Origin of the sequence: Streptosporangium sp. NPDC051023 (genome assembly GCF_040689595.1) — a bacterium.
Taxonomy (GTDB): Bacteria; Actinomycetota; Actinomycetes; order Streptosporangiales; family Streptosporangiaceae; genus Streptosporangium.
Window position 1 is genome coordinate 1 of record NZ_JBFBCE010000137.1, and the last position, 15992, is coordinate 15992.

The 15992-nt window shown below is 70.7% G+C and carries 15 protein-coding genes; 12 read left to right on the forward strand and 3 right to left on the reverse strand.

The genetic code is table 11. The annotated features are described in order from the left end of the window. The first annotated feature begins 58 nt into the window (after positions 1-58). The 12 genes from AB0395_RS45290 to AB0395_RS45345 all read left to right on the forward strand — a co-directional run bounded on the left by AB0395_RS45290 (position 59) and on the right by AB0395_RS45345 (position 13197). The gene (locus AB0395_RS45290) at positions 59-2353 is read left to right on the forward strand and encodes an ABC transporter permease (RefSeq protein ID WP_366293631.1); all 2295 of its coding nucleotides are present in this window, start codon (positions 59-61) and stop codon (positions 2351-2353) included. Beyond that, entirely contained in the window at positions 2340-3074 is a 735-nt protein-coding gene (locus AB0395_RS45295; RefSeq protein WP_366293634.1) for an ABC transporter ATP-binding protein, read from the forward strand. Before AB0395_RS45290 ends, AB0395_RS45295 begins: the two co-directional genes overlap by 14 nt. Beyond that, positions 3071-3829: an ABC transporter ATP-binding protein gene (locus AB0395_RS45300; RefSeq protein ID WP_366293636.1), complete on the forward strand. Its 759-nt coding sequence runs from the start codon at positions 3071-3073 to the stop codon at positions 3827-3829. Before AB0395_RS45295 ends, AB0395_RS45300 begins: the two co-directional genes overlap by 4 nt. A 3-nt stretch (positions 3830-3832) precedes the next feature. After that, the gene (locus tag AB0395_RS45305; RefSeq protein ID WP_366293639.1) at positions 3833-4189 is read left to right on the forward strand and encodes a hypothetical protein; all 357 of its coding nucleotides are present in this window, start codon (positions 3833-3835) and stop codon (positions 4187-4189) included. A 101-nt stretch (positions 4190-4290) separates the two neighbouring features. Further along, positions 4291-5526: an NADH:flavin oxidoreductase gene (locus AB0395_RS45310; protein WP_366293642.1), complete on the forward strand. Its 1236-nt coding sequence runs from the start codon at positions 4291-4293 to the stop codon at positions 5524-5526. Between the two features lie 10 nt (positions 5527-5536). Then, positions 5537-7192: an AMP-binding protein gene (locus AB0395_RS45315; RefSeq protein ID WP_366293644.1), complete on the forward strand. Its 1656-nt coding sequence runs from the start codon at positions 5537-5539 to the stop codon at positions 7190-7192. A gap of 55 nt (positions 7193-7247) precedes the next feature. Further along, positions 7248-8417 carry an acyl-CoA dehydrogenase family protein gene (locus AB0395_RS45320; RefSeq protein WP_366293646.1) on the forward strand — a complete coding sequence of 390 codons (1170 nt, stop codon included), beginning with the start codon at positions 7248-7250 and terminating at the stop codon, positions 8415-8417. After that, on the forward strand, positions 8414-9517 hold the full coding sequence (locus AB0395_RS45325) for a MaoC family dehydratase N-terminal domain-containing protein (protein WP_366293649.1): 1104 nt from the start codon (positions 8414-8416) through the stop codon (positions 9515-9517). Before AB0395_RS45320 ends, AB0395_RS45325 begins: the two co-directional genes overlap by 4 nt. Next, the gene (locus tag AB0395_RS45330) at positions 9517-10626 is read left to right on the forward strand and encodes an acyl-CoA dehydrogenase family protein (RefSeq protein ID WP_366293651.1); all 1110 of its coding nucleotides are present in this window, start codon (positions 9517-9519) and stop codon (positions 10624-10626) included. The genes AB0395_RS45325 and AB0395_RS45330 overlap by 1 nt, the downstream gene beginning before the upstream one ends. Next, positions 10623-11177, forward strand: coding sequence for a MaoC family dehydratase (locus AB0395_RS45335; protein ID WP_366293653.1), 555 nt, complete (start codon positions 10623-10625; stop codon positions 11175-11177). Before AB0395_RS45330 ends, AB0395_RS45335 begins: the two co-directional genes overlap by 4 nt. Then, the gene (locus AB0395_RS45340; RefSeq protein WP_366293656.1) at positions 11174-12364 is read left to right on the forward strand and encodes a lipid-transfer protein; all 1191 of its coding nucleotides are present in this window, start codon (positions 11174-11176) and stop codon (positions 12362-12364) included. The genes AB0395_RS45335 and AB0395_RS45340 overlap by 4 nt, the downstream gene beginning before the upstream one ends. After that, positions 12361-13197, forward strand: coding sequence for a MaoC/PaaZ C-terminal domain-containing protein (locus AB0395_RS45345; protein ID WP_366293658.1), 837 nt, complete (start codon positions 12361-12363; stop codon positions 13195-13197). Before AB0395_RS45340 ends, AB0395_RS45345 begins: the two co-directional genes overlap by 4 nt. Before the next feature lie 153 nt (positions 13198-13350). Here AB0395_RS45345 and AB0395_RS45350 read toward each other — a convergent pair whose 3' ends face one another. The 3 genes from AB0395_RS45350 to AB0395_RS45360 all read right to left on the reverse strand — a co-directional run bounded on the left by AB0395_RS45350 (position 13351) and on the right by AB0395_RS45360 (position 15654). Further along, positions 13351-14319, reverse strand: coding sequence for a poly(3-hydroxybutyrate) depolymerase (locus AB0395_RS45350; protein WP_366293661.1), 969 nt, complete (start codon positions 14317-14319; stop codon positions 13351-13353). Between the two features lie 267 nt (positions 14320-14586). Then, a complete protein-coding gene (locus AB0395_RS45355) occupies positions 14587-14772 on the reverse strand; it encodes a hypothetical protein (RefSeq protein WP_366293664.1) in 186 nt (61 codons plus the stop codon). Positions 14773-14886: 114 nt separating this feature from the next. Then, positions 14887-15654 carry an SDR family oxidoreductase gene (locus tag AB0395_RS45360; protein WP_366293667.1) on the reverse strand — a complete coding sequence of 256 codons (768 nt, stop codon included), beginning with the start codon at positions 15652-15654 and terminating at the stop codon, positions 14887-14889. Between the last annotated feature and the right edge of the window lie 338 nt (positions 15655-15992).

Below are 15992 nucleotides of genomic sequence, written 5' to 3' on the forward strand. Positions count from 1 at the left end.
TCGAACTGGCACGTCATCGTGGTCAACTCCAACTGCTCGGCCATCGGCGGCTGTATCCATGACCACGTTTCTGACCTTCACGATTCTCGGGCTGGTCCTGGGGGCGGTGTACGCCATCGCCGCCTCGGGACTGGTCCTGACCTACAACACCTCGGGAATCTTCAACTTCGCCCACGGCGCGCAGGCCATGCTCGGCGCCTTCCTGTACTGGCAGTTCGTCTACGCCTGGAACTGGCCCGTCTGGCTGGCGCTGGTCGTCGTGCTGGGCGTCGTCGGCCCCGTCATGGGTGGCCTCCTGCACAGTCTGATCATGAAGGGCCTGCGTGAGACCGCCGACGTGACGAAGATCGTCGTCACCGTCGCCGTCCTGCTCGGGATGGTCTACCTGTCCCAGTGGATCTGGCATCCGGAGGAAGCCAGGATCGTCGAGATGTTCTTCGGCTCGAACGCGAAGGTCGAGTTCTCCGGCGTGGTCATCCGGGTCCACGAGATCATCTGCCTGGTCACGGCCGCGGCGATCGCCGTCGGCCTGCGGCTGCTGTTCACCCGCAGCAGGGTCGGCGTCGTCATGCGGGGCGCCGTCGACGACCCCGACCTCCTGAGGCTCAACGGTCACAACCCCGAGCGCGTCGCCGCCCTCTCCTGGATGCTGGGCTCGACCCTCGCCGTGCTCGCGGGAATCCTGATCACCCCGATCGGCGGCGGCGCCCTCCAGGCGAACGCGCTGACGCTGCTGGTCATCGACGCGTTCGCGGCCGCCATGTTCGGGCGCCTGCGCAGCATCCCGCGCACCTTCGTCGGCGCGATCATCCTGGGCATGACGGCGACGTACGTCATGGCCTACTTCCCGTCCGCGTGGGCCTGGACCGGGAACTTCCGGGTCTCGCTGCCGATGATCATCCTTTTCATGGTGATCATCGTGCTTCCGCAGGAGCGCCTGCGGGGCGCCGCGGTCCGGACCCGCGAGCGCTACCGGGTGCCCACGGTGCGCAAGGCGGCGGCATGGGGCGCGGCCCTCGTGGCCGTCGTCTACCTGCTCAAGCTGCTCATGGTCGAGACCTCGGTCACCACGTTCGCCCTGGGCATGACGTTCGCGATCATCGCCCTCTCGCTCACGGTGCTCACCGGGTACGCGGGGGAGCTGAACCTCGCGCCGCTGTCGTTCGGCGCGGTGGCCACGATCGTCGCCTTCCACTTCGGCGTCGTCGGCACGGGCCTGGCCGCGCGTCTCAGCGTGTGGGGGGTGCTGCTGGCCGTGCTGGTGACCGCCGTCGTCGGCGGCCTGGTCGCGTTGCCCGCGCTCAGGCTGCGCGGGCTCTATCTGGCCCTGGCGACCATGGCCTTCGGCGTCTTCCTGTCGAACATGGTGTTGCGCGACACCACGGAGCACACGCTCTTCGGCGTCACGTTCTCGCTCTTCCCGAACGGCTCGTTGATCATCCCGCCGCTCAAGATCGGGCCCCTCGACCTGCGTGACGGCGACACGTTCCTGATGACCGCGACCGTGCTCTTCGCTCTGATCGGCGTGGGCCTGGTCGCGCTGCGCAACAGCGGGTACGGCAGGCGCCTGGCCGCGATGAAGGACAGCCCCGCCGCGTCGGCCATGCTCGGCCAGAACCTCGTCAAGCTGAAACTCAGCGTCTTCATGATCTCGGCCGCCGTCGCCGGTCTCGGCGGCGTTCTGATGTCCAGCGCCATCGGCTCGGTCGCGTCGGAGAACTTCGGCATCATGGCCGGGCTCGCGCTGCTGATGCTGACCGTCGCCGCGGGGATCGGCTACGTCAGCGGCGCCCTCTTCGGCGGCCTGATGTCCGGCGTCGGATTCGTGATCCTCGTCGGGACCTTCAACGACCTCGCCGCCGCGAACCCCGACATGGCCACGATCTACACGACCATCGGCAGCCTGTCCGTCGTCGCCACGGCCCTGCTCGGCATCGGCGTCGGCAAGAGTCCAAGCGGCACCGTCCACGACGTCATCGAGAGCTACCGGACGCTGCGGAACGCCAGGCCGGTGCTGGTCGGCGGCGCCGTGGCCGAGGCCGTGCTGTACGGCCTCGCACTCGCCGGGATCATGGACAACTGGTGGTTCGCGATCCTCACCGGCTGCCTCGTCATGACGCTGCCGGTCATCGGGCGGATGGTCATGCCGCGGGCCGTACCGGGCGCAGAGCGGAAGGCCCGCAGGGAGACACCGCTGGAACTGGCTGGCGTCGACGAGCCGTACACCGAGGAACTGCGGCGCGAGATCGACCGCGCGCTCGGCCTTTCCGGCTACGGCAGGGGACCCGCACCACGCGGTCGCCGCGCGGCCGGGGAGGGAGTCGAGGAGGGAAACGTCCATGCCGTTGCTTGAGACGCAAGGCATCACCGTCCGCTTCGGCGGCAACACCGCCGTCGACAACGTCAGCATCGGCGTCGAGGAGGGGCGGATCACCGGACTGATCGGGCCGAACGGCGCGGGCAAGACCACGCTGTTCAACACCGTCACCGGGCTGCAGCGGCCCGCGGAGGGCAGGATCCTCCTCGACGGCGCCGACGTCACCCGCCTGCCTCCCGCCAAACGCGCGCGCAGGGGCATGGCCAGGACCTTCCAGCGGCTGGAGCTCTTCCTGTCGCTGTCGGTGCGGGACAACATCAGGGTCGCGGGCGACATCCTGCGCTCCAGCACCGGCAGCCGCGTCGACGTGAATCGGGAGACGGAGCGGGTGCTCGATCAGACGGGCCTGCGCGACATCGCCGACCTCGACGTGTCCGACATCCCGACAGGGCGGGCCCGCGTCGTCGAGGTCGCGCGGGCGCTGATGACCTCGCCGCGCGTGCTCCTGCTGGACGAGCCCGCCTCGGGCCAGACCGAGCAGGAGACCGAGGCGTTCGCCCGGATGCTCGGCGGCCTCGCGGCGGAGGGGCTGGCGATCTGCCTGGTCGAGCACGACCTCCCGCTGGTCATGAAGCTCTGCGCCACGATCCACGTGCTCGACTATGGCGCCGTCATCGCCTCGGGAACCCCGAAGGAGATTCAGGAGTCGCCGGAGGTCATCGCCGCCTACATCGGTACCGAGGAGGTCACGGCATGACCGGTCAGATCGACGCGGGTCACGGTGAGGTCGCCAGGCCGGGCGATCCTCCCGGGCCGGAGCCCCTGCTGGAGTTGGTGGGCGCCCGCGCGGCGTACGGTCCGATCGAGGTGCTGCACGGCGTCGACCTGAAGGTCGGCGCGGGCTCCGTCCTCGCACTCCTCGGCCCGAACGGCGGCGGGAAGTCGACCACCATGAAGGTGTGCGCGGGCCTGCTGCCCCTCACCGGGGGCGAGCTCAGGCTCGCCGGGCGCACGGTGAACGGCCTCTCCGCGCAGGACGTCGCGCGGCTCGGAGTGTGCTCCGTTCCCGAGGGCCGCGGGATCTTCGCCAACCTCTCGGTGCGGGAGAACCTGTGGGTCGGCACCGGGACGGGAGCGCGCCTCGCGGACATGGAGGAGGCGGCCTACACCCGCTTCCCCATCCTCGGCAAACGGCGCAACCAGCTCGCCGGGTCGATGTCGGGGGGCGAGCAGCAGATGCTGGCGCTCTCCCGCGCCCTGGGCACCGACCCGGTGATCCTGCTGCTCGACGAGCTGTCCATGGGACTGGCGCCCATGATCGTGACACAGATGTACGAGACCGTCGCGCAACTCGTCGCCGAGGGCCTGTCCATCCTGGTCGCCGAGCAGTTCGCGCGCGCGGTGCTGCCCATCGCCGACACCGCGGCGCTGATGCTGCACGGACGCGTCGTCTCCGTCGGCAGGCCGGACGAGATCGAGGAACAACTGTCAAGCAGCTATCTAGGAGGCTGAGGAATGCTCACAGAGGAACGACGGGAACAGTTCAAGACGGACGTGTCGCGGATGAAGCTGAAGACCGACCGGCCGGGCGCCGACGGCAGGAGCCGGATCGCGGGCATGGTGCTGATGGTCGTCGGAGTCGCCGGAGGCTTCGTCTCCTACAACATCTCGCTGGGCCAGGACGACCTTCGCAACGTCGGCTCCTTCCAGGTCCTGGCGACGGCGTTCGTCGCCCTCACCGTGCTGGGCGCCGCCCTCTACCTCGCGGGCGCGGTGGCCAGGGTGCTGCGCCTGTGGCTGCTCCGCCAGCTCATCGAGGGCCAGGCGCAGGCCGACCAGATCACCGCCGCGCTGGAGAACCGTCAGATCTGAGGGCCTGCCTCCCGTTCAGCGGGATTGGGCGGAGTGACGGGAACCCTCGCTCACTAACGTCACATTCGCCACCTGACCTGGTGTGCGGACGGAGGATCCCCTTGACTCAGACAACCCCCCGGGGCGATGACGTTCCGGACGTGCTCGCCCCGGCCAAGCTCGGCCCGGTCACCTTGCGCAACCGCATCATCAAGGCGGCCACCTACGAGGGACTGAGCAGAGACAGCCTGGTCACCGACGAGCTGATCGACTTCCACGTCCGTCACGCGGCAGGCGGGGTCGGGATGACGACGGTCGCCTACTGCGCGGTCGCCCCCGAGGGGCGAACCGACCGCCGCCAGATCCTGTGGCGTCCCGAGGCGGTACCCGGCCTGCGCAAACTGACCGAGGCCGTACACGCCGAGGGGGCTGCGGTCTCCGCGCAGATCGGCCACGCGGGCCCGGTCGCCAACCCCAAGAGCAACGGGGCTCCCGCGCTGGCGCCGGGCAGGCACTTCCACCTGACGACCACCAGCTTCACCAGGGCCGCGACCCGCGACGACCTCGCCCGGATCGTGAAGGGCCACGCGGACGCGGCCAGGATGGCCGTCGAGACCGGATTCGACGCCGTCGAGATCCACCTCGGCCACAACTACCTCGCCAGCTCCTTCCTCAGCCCGAAGATCAACCACCGCACCGACGAGTACGGCGGCAGCCTGGAGAACCGCGCACGCCTCGCCAGGAACATCGCCCGCGCGGTCCGCGAGGCCGTGGACGGCCAGATCGCGATCATCGCGAAGATGAACATGGACGACGGGGTGCCCGGCGGCTTCTGGCTCGACGAGGCGATCCAGGTCGCCCAGTGGCTCGAGCAGGACGGCTCCCTGGACGCCCTGGAGCTCACCGCGGGCAGCTCGCTGCTCAACCCCATGTACCTGTTCAAGGGGGACGCGCCCCTGCGGGAGTTCGCGGCGATCATGCCCCAGCCCGTGAAGCTCGGCGTCCAGCTGTTCGGCAAGTACAAGCTGCGTGCCTACCCCTACAAGGACGCCTACCTGCTCGACGACGCTCGGCAGATCCGCGCCGCGGTCGACCTGCCGCTGATCCTGCTGGGCGGGATCACCGGCAGGCACGTCATGGACCAGGCCATGAGCGAGGGCTTCCAGTTCGTCGCGATGGCCCGCGCGCTCCTGCGCGAACCCGACCTCATCAACCGGATCAAGGCCGGTGAGGACGCCCGGTCCCTGTGCATCCACTGCAACAAGTGCATGACGGCGATCTACGGCGGCACCCGCTGCGTGCTCGTCAGCCCCACGAGCTCGCGCGACCCCCGCCGGGACGCCACGGCAACCTCCTGAAGGAACGAACGTGGAACTTGAGACGATCGCCGACCTGCTGCTCGACCGGGTCGGAGACGATCGGGCGGGCCTGCTCACCCGCGAGCGGGCCTGGACCTGGGACGAGGTGGTCCGCGAGAGCGCGGCACGCGCGTCCCTGGCGAAGTCACTGCGGGTTGACGGCCCCTTCCACATCGGGGTCCTGCTCGACAACGTGCCCGAGTACATCTTCTGGCTCGGCGCCGCGGCGCTCAGCGGCGCGTCGATCGTCGGCATCAACTCGACGCGGCGCGGCGCCTACCTGGAGCAGGAGGTCAGGCACACCGACTGCCAGCTGGTCATCACCGACCAGGCGGGCCTTGAGCTGCTCGACGGTCTCGACATCGGCGTGGACCGAGGCCGCTTCCTGCTCGTCGACGACGAGGACTACCCGGGACGGGTCGCGGCGCACGCCTGCGAGCCGGTCAGGGACCCCTCGATCACCGCGGTGACCCAGATGCTGCTGCTGTTCACCTCGGGGACGACCGGCGCCTCGAAGGCGGCTCGCTGCTCGCAGGGAAGGCTCACCAGGCTGGGCTATTCCAACTGCGCGAAGTACGACGTCAAGCGGGACGATGTCACCTACTGCTGCATGCCCCTGTTCCACGGCAACGCGCTGATGGCGCTGTGGGCGCCCTCACTGGCGGCGGGTGCGACCGTGACCCTCGTGCCGAAGTTCTCCGCCTCGGGGTTCCTGCCCGACGTGCGCTTCTTCGGGGCGACGTTCTTCACCTATGTCGGCAAGGCCATCGCCTACGTCCTGGCGACGCCGGAGCGGCCTGACGACGCGGACAACCTCCTCACCCACGCCTTCGGCACCGAGGCCTCCCCTGAGGACCGGGCCGAGTTCCTGCGCCGTTTCGGCTGCACGCTCATCGAGAGCTACGGTTCGAGCGAGGGCGCGGGCATGATCAAGCTGACTCCCGAGGGGCCGCTGTCCGCGCTCGGCCGCCCCGCGCACGCGGGCGTCAGGATCGTCAACCCCGAGACTCTCCAGGCCCGTCCCGCGGCGGTGCTCGACGAGCACGGCCGGGTGACCAACGCCGAGGAGTCCATCGGGGAGATCGTCGACGTCGAGGGCGCCGCGAAGTTCGAGGGCTACTACAAGAACGACGCGGCCAACGCCGAGCGGGTCCGGCACGGCTGGTACTGGACCGGAGACCTCGGCTACGTCGACGAGGACGGATACATCTACTTCGCGGGCCGATCGGGAGACTGGATCAGGGTCGACGGGGAGAACACCTCCGCCCTCCTGACCGAGCGCGTCCTGCGCAGGCACCCGGAGATCGTCGCCGCGGGCGTGTTCGCCGTGCCCGACCCCCGGTCCGGAGACCAGGTGATGGCCGCCATCGAGATCCCCGAGGGCACGGACTTCGCGGACCTGGACCTGCCGGCCTTCCTGGCCGGGCAGCGGGACCTCGGCACCAAGGGCACGCCCCGTTACGTCCGGGTCTCCCACGCCCTGCCGGCGACCGGCTCGAACAAGCTGCGCAAGAAGGAGATGCAGCTCGACGGCTGGCGGACCGGCGACCGGGTCTACCGGTGGGCCGGCAGGGGCGAGCCCACCTACACCCTGATGACCGAAGAGGACAAGGTGGCCCTCCGCGAGGAGTTCGTCGCCAACGGGCGCCTGCGCTTCCTGCCGTAGCCGCACAGGCGAGCCGTCGCCACCACAGACAAGCAACCCGAGGAGGACAGCGCACATGGATCTGCGCGAGACCGCCGCGCAACGGCGGCTACGCGAGGAACTGCGAGACTACTTCGCGAACCTCTTGCCCGAGGACGAGCGTCGCCGTGTCGGCGAGGCGGGCGTCGGCGGTGAGCGTTTCCGCGAGGTGGTCAAGCGCCTGGGCGCGGACGGCTGGCTCGGCGTCGGATGGCCGGTCGAGTACGGCGGGCAGGGCCGCTCGATCGAGGAGCAGTACGTGTTCTTCGACGAGGTCCAGCGGGCCGGGCTGCCGTTCCCCTTCGTCACCGTCAACACGGTCGGCCCCACGCTGATGCGCTACGGCTCACAGGAGCAGAAGCGGCGTTTCCTGCCGGGCATCCTGTCCGGCGACATCGTCTTCGCGATCGGCTACACCGAGCCCGACGCGGGCACCGACCTGGCGTCCCTGAAGACCCGCGCGGTCAGGGACGGCGACGAGTTCGTCATCGACGGCAGCAAGATCTTCACCAGTGGCGCGAACACCGCGGACTACATCTGGCTCGCCTGCCGTACGAACCCCGAAGCCCCAAAGAAGCACCAGGGCATCTCCATCCTGATCGCTCCCACCGACGACCCCGGCTTCTCCTGGAGCCCCATCCAGACCGTCGGCGGCCTGCTCGTGACCGCCACCTATTACAGCGGCCTGCGGGTGCCCGCGGGCAACGTCGTCGGCGAGGTCGACGGCGGCTGGAGCCTGATCACCACCCAGCTCAACCACGAGCGCATCGGCCTGGCCGCGCTCGGCGGCCGGATGATCCGGCTGTGGGAGGACGTGCTGGAGTGGGCAAGGGACAACGGCACCCTCGAACTGCCGTGGGTGCGCAGGGACTTCGCGCGCACCTACGCCAAGCTCGAGGCGATGCGCCTGATGAACTGGAAGATGACCAGCGCGGTCGCGCAGGGGACGCTGTCCGGCGCGGACGCGGGAGCGGCCAAGGTCTACGGCACCGAGACCCACATCGACGTGCAGCGGACCCTGACCGGGATCCTCGGAGCCGCGGGCCGGATCCGCCCCGAGTCGCCGGGGGCCGCACTCGCCGGGCAGATCGAGCAACTGTCCAGGCAGGGCGTCGTGAACACCTTCGGCGGCGGCGTGAACGAGATCCTCAGGGACATGGTCGCGACCCAGGGCCTCGGCCTTCCCCGGCTGGGACGCGGCGCATGAACGGAGGCTACGAGGAACGGCTGCAGGCCTTCGTCGGGCGCGAGCTCGTCCCGCTGAAGCCAGGCCAGGACCCGGTCAACCAGCCGATGATCCGGCACTGGGTCGAGGCGATGGAGGATCACAACCCGATCTACCTCGACGAGACGGCGGCCCGCGCCGCGGGCAGGGCCGGGGTCGTGGCGCCCGCCTCGATGATCCAGGCGTGGACGATGCGCGGCTACGCCGCGACGAAGGCGCCGGGCGGCTCGGGCGGAGGCTTCGGCGAGCTGGTCTCCCTGCTCGACGAGGGCGGCTACACCTCGGTGGTCGCCACCGACTCCGAGATCGAGTTCCACCGGGAGCTGGTCCCCGGCGACCACGTCGCCATGCGGGAGGTCGTCGAGTCGATCTCTCCGGAGAAGACCACGGGACTGGGCGTCGGGCGCTTCGTGACCACCCTGAAGACCTACCAGGACCAGGACGGCGAGGTCGTCGCCACCCAGCGCTGGCGCACCCTGCGCTTCCGCCCCGCGCGGAATCCGGAAACCGCCCCGGAAACCGGCGCCGACGCTGGGACCGACACCGACACCGACACCGACACCGACACCGTGACCGACACCGACACCGACACCGTGACCGACACCGGAGCCGAGGCCGTGGACGGGACCGGGGGCGGGACAGCGGCGGGGGCCGGTGAGACCGAGCGGCCCCTCGCGCTCCGCCCGAGGCCCGCGATCAACAGGGACAACGCCTTCTGGTTCGAGGCCGCGCTCAAGCACCGGCTGGTGATCCAGCGGTGCGTCTCATGCGAGACGCTCAGGCACCCGCCGGGCCCCTGCTGCCCCGAGTGCGGTTCCTTCGACTGGGACACCGTCGAGGCCGCGGGGCGCGGGCACGTGTACAGCTTCGTGGTCAACCACCACCCCCGCCATCCGGCGTTCGAGTTCCCGATGATCGTCGCGGTCGTCGAGCTCTCCGAGGGCACCCGGCTCATCACCAACCTGGTCGGCGTCACCCCGGAGGAGGTCGAGATCGACATGCCCGTCACGCTCGACTGGCTGGACGCCGACCCAGGCTTGTCACTTCCGGTGTTCCGACCGGTCGCGCAGGAGGACCACTGATGAATTTCACCCTTGACGAAGAGCTCGAGGCGGTTCGCGGCCTCGCGGCCGAGATCTTCGCCGACCACGCGACCGTCGAGCGGGTCCGTGCCGTCGAGGGCTCCCCGTCGCGCGTCGACGAGGAGCTGTGGACCGAACTGGCGAAGGCCGGTCTGCTCGGCATCGTGCTGCCCGAGGACGCCGGTGGCGCCGGGCTCGGGCTGGGCGCGCTGTGCGTCCTGCTGGAGGAGCAGGGCCGCTTCGTGGCTCCCGTCCCGGTGTGGCCTGCCACCGTCGCGGCACTCGCCGTCGCCGCCTGCGGGACCCCCGAGCAACGCCGCGACGTGCTTCCCGGCGCGGCCGACGGCTCGTCCCGGCTCACCGTCGCGCTTGAGGAGTTCGGCTCGCACGACCCCGGCGCGCCCGAGTGCGTCGCGGAGCCGGACGGTGAGGGCTGGCGTCTCACGGGCACGAAGGCCGTCGTCCCCACGCCTTCCGGCGCGGACCACGTGCTGGTCGCCGCGCGCGCCGCCAGCGGAACCGGCCTGTTCCTGGTCGCCTCGGACGCCGAAGGCGTCGTCTGGCAGCACGCGGAGACCACCACCCACGACCTCGGCGGCACTCTCGTCCTCACCGGCGCGCCCGCGCGAGCGGTCGGCACACCGGGAGACGGAACCCTCGACCGGACGATCGCGCACGCCTCCGTCGCCCTGGCCGCCCTGCAGCTCGGCGTCGCCCAGGGAGCGGTACGGCACGCCGCCACCTACCTCGGTGAGCGCGTCCAGTTCGGCCGCCCGCTGGCCACGTTCCAGGCGGTACAGCACCAGCTCGCCGACTGCTACATCGAGATCGACGCCATGCGGGTCTGCCTGTGGCAGGCCGTTTCCGCGATCGAGGAGGGCGAGGGGGCCGCGGCGGCCGTACTGGTCGCCAAGTGGTGGGCCGGAGAGGCGGGGCTGAACGTCGTCCACCGCGCCCTGCATGTGCACGGCGGCATCGGCGTCGACATCGACTACCCGGTGCACCGGCACTTCCTGTGGGGCAAGCAGCTCGCGGCGACCCTGGGCGGAGCGGGCTCCGACCTCGCCCGCCTCGGCGCTGTGCTGGCGGGCGGGCCGGTGGCCTCGTGACAGCGCGGAGTGTCAGGGACGGCGACGTCAGGGACGGCGACATGAACAGCGCGGGAAACAACGCCCCGGACAGTGGCGTGGACGGTGGCACGGCGGGCGAACCGGCTGCCGCGACCGACGCCGGGTACGGAGGCAGGAGCTACGCGGAGATCACGGTCGGCGACCCGCTCCCCGAGCTGTCCGTTCCGCTGACCCGGACCATGATCGTCGCGACGGCGATCGCCAGCCGCGACTACCAGGACGTGCACCACGACCCCGGGCTGGCCCTCCAGCGCGGATCGAAGGACATCTTCATGAACATCCTGACCAGCAACGGGCTGGTCGACCGGTACGTCACCGGCTGGGCCGGGCCCGCCGCCGTCGTCAAGGCCATCAGGATCAGGCTCGGCGCCCCCAACCACCCCGGCGACACCATGGTGATGACCGGGACCGTCTCCGCGAAGGACGACGCGGACAACCGGGTCGAGATCTCCGTGCGGGGCGTGAACAGTCTCGGTCCCCACGTGACCGGCACCGTCGTCGTGCGGTTCCCGAAGGACGGCGTCATATGAGCCGCAACCACCCGAGCCCGCTGTCCGGCGCCGCCGCGATCGCGGGCATCGGCGCCACCGAGTTCTCCAAGAACTCCGGGCGCAGCGAGCTGCAACTGGCCTGCGAGGCGGTGCTGGCCGCCGTCGCCGACGCCGGGCTCAAGCCGTCCGACGTCGACGGGCTGGTGACGTTCACCGCCGAGACCAACTCCGAGATCCACGTCGCTCGCAACACCGGCATCGGTGAGCTGAGGTTCTTCTCCCGGATCGGCTACGGGGGCGGAGCCGCGTGCGGCACGCTCCAGCAGGCCGCGATGGCGGTCGCGACCGGGGTCGCCGACGTCGTCGTCTGCTACCGCGCCTTCAACGAGCGGTCCGGCGAGCGCTACGGGCTCGGCCAGGCCAACCGGCCGATGGACATCACCGCGGACCGTGCCGCCTACTCCTGGATGACCCCGTTCGGCCTTTCGACCCCCGCGCAGTGGGTGGCGATGTTCGCCCGCCGTTACATGCACGAGTACGGCGCGACCAGCGAGGACTTCGGCCGGGTCGCGGTCGTCGACCGCAAGCACGCCGCCGTGAACCCGGCCGCCTGGTTCTACGGGCGGCCCATCGACCTGGCCGAACACCAGGCCTCCCGGTGGATCGCCGAGCCACTGCACCTGCTGGACTGCTGTCAGGAGACCGACGGCGGCCAGGCACTGGTCGTCGTCTCCGCCGAGCGGGCCCGCGACCTGCCGCACGCGCCCGCGGTCATCAGGGCCGCGGCGCAGGGATCGGGCAAGGACCAGCACATGATGACCAGCTACTACCGGCCCAGCATCTCCGGCATCCCGGAGATGGGGCTGGTCGGCAGCCAGCTGTACGGGCAGAGCGGTCTGAGCCCCGACGACATCGACGCGGCGATCCTCTACGACCACTTCACCCCGCTGGTGCTTCCGCAGCTTGAGGAGCTGGGATTCTGCGGCAGGGGAGAGGCGAAGGACTTCATCGCGGACGGAAACCTCGAGGTCGGCGGCCGGCTGCCTTGCAACACCCACGGCGGCCAGCTCGGCGAGGCCTACCTGCACGGCGTGAACGGCGTCGCCGAGGCGGTGCGCCTGGTCCGCGGCACCTCGGTCAACCAACCGGACAGGGCGGACAATGTGATCGTCACCGCGGGCACGGGCGTGCCGACCAGCGGACTGGTGCTCGGAGCCGACCGGTGAACGCCGGGGACTGGCGGGGACGCCACCTCGGCGACCGCACGGGGGCCTACGACGAGCGCGACGCGATCCTCTACGCGCTCGCGGTCGGCGCGGCGGCGACGGACCTCGACCTGGTGTTCGAGGAGCGCCTGCGGGTGCTGCCGACGTTCGCGCTGACGCAGGCGCAGTGGGCCCCGGACGCCCTCGGCTCGCTGGGCGCCTTCGACACCAGGACCGCGGTGCACGGCTCCCAGCGGCTGCGGGTGCTCAGGCCGCTGCCCCGGGCGGGCGAGCTGACGATGGCGGCGCGCGTCGCGCAGGTGTGGGACAAGGGTACCGCCGCGATCTTCGAGGTCGAGGTGGAGAGCGACTACTTCGTCGCCACCTGGTCGCTGTTCGCGCCCGGCGCCGGAGGGTTCGGCGGGGAGCGGGGACCGTCGAGCCCGAAACGCCCCGAGACTCCGGCCGACCGCGAACTGCGGCTGGACACCTCGCCCAACCAGGCCGCGCTCTACCGCCTGCTCGGCGACCGGCACCACATGCACATCGATCCCGAGGCGGCCAGGGCGGCCGGGATGCCCCGGCCGTTCATGCACGGCCTGTGCACCCTGGCCGCGGTGACCCTGCCCCTGGCCGCGACCGTCGGCGCGCACCCGGCCGATCTGGTCGAGCTGGAGGGCAGGTTCGCCTCCCCGGTCTTCCCCGGAGACCGGCTCGTCACGCGAGGCTGGGCCGACGGTGACGCGGTGCTGTTCGAGGCGGCCTCGGACGGTGGCATGGACGGTGGCACGGACGGTGGCACGGTGATCTCCGGCGGGCGGGTCCGTTTCGGCCGCGCTGGGGCGGGCGCGTAGGGCTCGCAAGGCGGGACAGGTGCCGGCCGTGGCCGTTCTCGGCGGCGGCCACGGCCGGGCATCCGTTCAACGAGCCTGCGCGCCCGGCCTCAGGGGATGCCGAGAGCCCACCAGGGTCCAGGCGATGGTCACGCCGACAAGGATCCCGGAGGATCAGTTGGGCAGCTGGAAGCGGCTCAGGAACTCCCACAGGACTTCGTGCGCCTCGATGGTCTGGGTGGTCGTACCGCCGCCGCTGCTGACGTCGGCGCCCGGCCAGGTGTGGCCGCCACCGGCGACCGCGACGTGCTCGACCTCCGTATCCGCGGTGCAGTTCCCCCACAGGGAGATCGTGATGTCGGGAACGATGCTCTCGTGGGAGGCCCGCCTGGCGCAGTCGTTACGCACCACCCACGCGAAGACCCAGTCCTGGATGGCGGGCAGGCCCCGGTCGACGTCTCCGTCGTAGGGGATGGTGTCATCGCCCGTTCCGTGGAAGTCGATGACCGAGATGGCGCGAGCGGGGCTGCAGTTGTCGCCGGTAGCGGGGTAGAAGGCCGCGGCCACCGGTGCGATCGCGGCGATCCGGTCGGCCATGCGGCAGGCCAGCAGCCCGGTGAACCCGCCGCCGTTGGACTTGCCCGTGGCGTACACCCGCCGCTGGTCGACGCAGAGCCCGTTCTCCAGGGTGTTCAGCAGGGTGGAGGTGAAGGTGACGTCGTCCACGCCGGGCGCCGCGTAGGGCGCGCCCTGCCACGCCTGCCGGTCGCCGCCACCGGTGCCGATGACGCCGTTGGGGTAGGCCACGATGGCGGGAAGCGTGGAGAGTTTGGAGAACCCCTCCATTTCCGCACCGGTGCCGCCGCGCCCGTGGAAGGCGAGGACCACCGGCCAGGACTGCTGGGAGGTGTAGCCCGCGGGAAGGTGGAGCTGGTAGGTCCGTGTGATTCCCTGGCTGGTCAGGGAGTGCAGGACGCTCGTGCCGGGCGTCTGCGGGGCCGATGTGCCGCAGCCGGGGGAGGTGGTGGAGGCGGTCCGGGCGGAGGTCATGGCGTGCGCGGGGGTGAGTATGCCGCCCAGCACCAGCAGGCCGGTGGCCGCCGTCGCTGTGAGGGCGCGCAGGAGAGATCTCGTGGCTTTCATGGAAGCTCCTGTCGTCGGTCGTGTTCGTGCGGGGTTTCGGTGCAGGACTCACGGCCGTACGTGCGAGGGCACGCCGGCGAGCGGTGGGGTGATATGGGTCAGGCGCTGAGCCAGGGCCTGACGAAGGTGACCGTGCGGGTGACCGCCGCCCCGAGGATGGCCTGGCCTCCTTCCTCGGTGGCGTCGCGGGAATCGCCGGGCACGCCGTCGGGGCTGGGCCGGTCGTGGCGCTCCGTGGGAACGGGCCGGCCGCAGGGCGTCGTCATTTCACCGGGTCGCGGGGGGTGACGGCGGCTCACGCTCCTCCCGCCCGGCCGCCATGATCGCGTCCCGGATCGCGGTGAGATGCTCGCGGGTGAGCCGGCTCGGCTGCCGTCGCGTCGCCGTCACGTACGGCTTCGAAGAGATGTCATTCGCCAAGCGCTCAGACAACGACTGCTCGCCGTGATTCATGAAGTGAATGGTTCACTTCATGTCTTTCATGATCAATGTGTCTTTTGGAGCAACGGAAACCGATGTGAATCGTGTTAGGTGTTCCCCGCCACAGGGCGCCGAACGGCGCGGGGGTCAGCTCCGCGCGGCCAGGTAGCGGGCGGGGAACTCGCCGCCGCCGTGGACGGCGATGTCCGCGCCGGTGACGTAGGAGGAGAGGTCGCTGCCCAGGTAGAGGCAGGTGTTCGCCACGTCGGCGGGCACCGCCATCCGTCCCATCGGGATCACCTTCGCGACCGCGGCGCCCTCGTCCTCGCCGTACACCGAGGCCGCGGCCTCGGTCCTGATGAGGCCGGTGGTGATGTGGTTGACCCGTACCCTCGGGGACCACTCGAGCGCCAGTGCCCGGGTGAGCACCAGCAGTCCGGCCTTGGCGGCGGAGTAGGCCGCGGTGCCCGGCTGCGGGTCGTGCGCGGAGACGCTGCCGATGTTGATGATCGAGCCGCCGGTCTCCTGTTCCCGCATGACCCTGTTGGCGGGCTGGGCCACGTAGAACGGCGCGAGCAGGTTGAGGTCCACGATCCTCTCGACGAACCTGGGGGAGACCGTCGCCGCGTCCGCGTCGGGGGAGCCACCCGCGTTGTTGACCAGGACGTCGAGCCTGCCGAGATGGCCGACCGCGCTCTCCACCAGGCCCGCGGCGGCCGTCGCGTCCCGGATGTCGGCGGGGACGAAGCGGGCCGTCCTGCCGCCCGCGCTCGGCAGGACGGCGGGCTCGGCGCGTCCGCCGACGACCACCTCGGCGCCCGCGGCGAGGAACGTCTGGGCGATCACGAATCCGATGCCCTTGGTTCCGCCGGTGACCAGCACCGCCCGGCCGCCGAAGTCCGTCCTCACATTCATCGCTTTCCTCCGTAGACGCCCAGTTCGGTGCACGGAGGATAAGCCGGTCCGTCGTACGGCGGGCCGCCGGTACCAATCACCGGGACCGGCCCCCATGGCCCCCCGAGTCCGGCGGCACCATTGGCGCACCGGAACCGGTCAGCACCGAAGCAGGGGAGTTCTTGACCCCCTCCCCTCCCCGAGGGGAGGGGAGGGGATTCCCGCGGTCGCCCGCGGGGTTTCCTGTTTCACCGCCGGTCGCCAGCCCGAAAAGGATCTTTCGTTGGGGTCTTACACCAGCTCCGCAGGCGTTTCACCTCTCCGCCGGCCCGGCGGCGAGGGTGGAGCCGATCGTGCGG